The sequence below is a fragment of the Pseudomonas sp. 05N434 genome (genome assembly GCF_056396965.1).
On sequence record NZ_JBFTMK010000785.1, the window covers coordinates 1 to 1,668 of the forward strand.

Sequence of the window (1,668 nt, forward strand, 5' to 3'; positions counted from 1 at the left end):
GGTTCACACTGGGTGAGCTTCCCCCATGTCGTGGCCGCATTCGACTATGACTCAAAGATGAACAGCGAGACCGATACCGACGGCAGCACGAGCTCATCATCCGGTAAGGCCGCAGGCATCGGCGTCGGCAACAACGTCCGTTACTGGTTCCGCGAAGATGCCTACAACGCCCCACGCTCCTATGTGGATTTTTCTCTGCAGTACCGCGTGAAGGTGCTGGGCGATGACCGCGCTCAAGGCGTGTTCGCTCGCCTGACGTATTCCTATTGAGGACTGGTATGAACGTTCGAGTTTATTTGTGCCTGGGGTTTAACCTGCCCTCGACGTGGGCATATCCCCCGCCCCYGAAAAAGGCAGCCCTGTGAAAATCTTTGGCTACACCGCCAGTCGCGCGACCGTTGTCGCCCTGTTGCTTATCGCTACCCTCGGCGCAGGTTCCGGCATGCTCTACGTGACACACACCAAGGCTCTTGACCCGGGGATTGTCGGCATCGTCTGGCAGCCGGACAACAAGACCGTCGGCATCAACGGCCACTGGGAAAAACTCGGCGCCCATGAGCTGCTGGTGCAATGGACCGTCGTCGACGATCAGGCATTCGCTCCCGGTACCGGCCTGCCCACCGTGCCGGTGTTGCCTGACTGGACCCGTATCGCCAAGGCGCCCTGGGCGCAGGATGTCATTCTCGGGCTGGCCGGTTACTTCAGCGAGAACCGCTCACGGGACAACATCGAGCAACTGGCCGCTGTCTCGGAACGCATCGCCAAATTGCCTACGCCGCTACACGTCACCGGCTGGTATTTCCCGGCCGAAGTCGACCCCAGCTGGACCCGCGCCAAAGAACTGCCCGCCCTGCTGGCCAAGCTGCCGCGACCGTTATGGATCAGTGTTTACGACGGCGCCAACATCGGCCCCGCCGCCACCGCCGATTGGCTCAAGCAATGGCTGCCGGATGACATCGGCGTGTTCTTCCAGGATGGCGTCGGCGTCTACGCCCGCACCGCACCGGTGGCCCGAACCTACGCCGACGCCATGCGCCAGCGCCTGGGCAAGGACCGTGTGCGAATCATCGTCGAAGCCTTTCGCCCCAACTTCGGCGGCGGATTCCGCTCCGCGACCGCGGCCGAACTCAAACCGCAACTCGCGGCCTATGACGGTTATCCGCTCTACCTGTTCGACGGACCGCACTACGTGACGCCTGAGTTGCTGGAGCAACTGGTGCGGTGAATCGCAAAGCAGCCATTTATAACGTCGTGGCTAACCGACGCCTAAAAGATATGAAGCCGACTGAAGCCCCCCCGGTTGAGCCGCAGCGAAGCAGGTAGTCTGGAATCGTAATCAAGTAGGTGCCGAATTAGTCCCTGCATTCGGGATCGCCGACTCCCGAGATCGAACCGCATACAATGCCGAAAAGATATCGCGGATATATTTCGGGCGCTCGGAGGCGGGAATTACSGGAAGAAAATCCAGCATGTCGATAATTGATTCATAGGCAAAACGCATTTCACGGTGATAACGCCAACGGGCACCGAATCCGAGGGCTCGCTCCATTGCGACGAACAACCCGGCGAGCGCAGAACACAAAGGTGCCACCCAAGTAAAGTTTGTAGCGGGTAACAGCGTCGCCAGTGTCGTCAACAGCAACACCAGGATAGTGCCGCCGTTAAACA

Annotated in this window: 3 protein-coding genes; 2 read left to right on the forward strand and 1 reads right to left on the reverse strand. The window is 59.8% G+C overall.

Features of this window, described 5'->3' with window-relative positions:
- Together AC1DLB_RS29330 and AC1DLB_RS29335 are read left to right on the forward strand one after the other, a co-directional pair.
- On the forward strand, positions 1-270 hold a 270-nt coding region (locus AC1DLB_RS29330), incomplete at its 5' end, for an NfrA family protein (RefSeq protein WP_477786222.1).
- Between the two features lie 172 nt (positions 271-442).
- Positions 443-1,225 (forward strand): alpha-amylase family protein, encoded by a 783-nt coding sequence (locus AC1DLB_RS29335; RefSeq protein WP_477743820.1) that lies wholly within the window; start codon positions 443-445, stop codon positions 1,223-1,225.
- A gap of 111 nt (positions 1,226-1,336) precedes the next feature.
- On the opposite strand, the gene AC1DLB_RS29340 is transcribed toward AC1DLB_RS29335, so the two are convergent.
- On the reverse strand, positions 1,337-1,668 hold a 332-nt coding region (locus tag AC1DLB_RS29340; RefSeq protein WP_477786223.1), incomplete at its 5' end, for a hypothetical protein.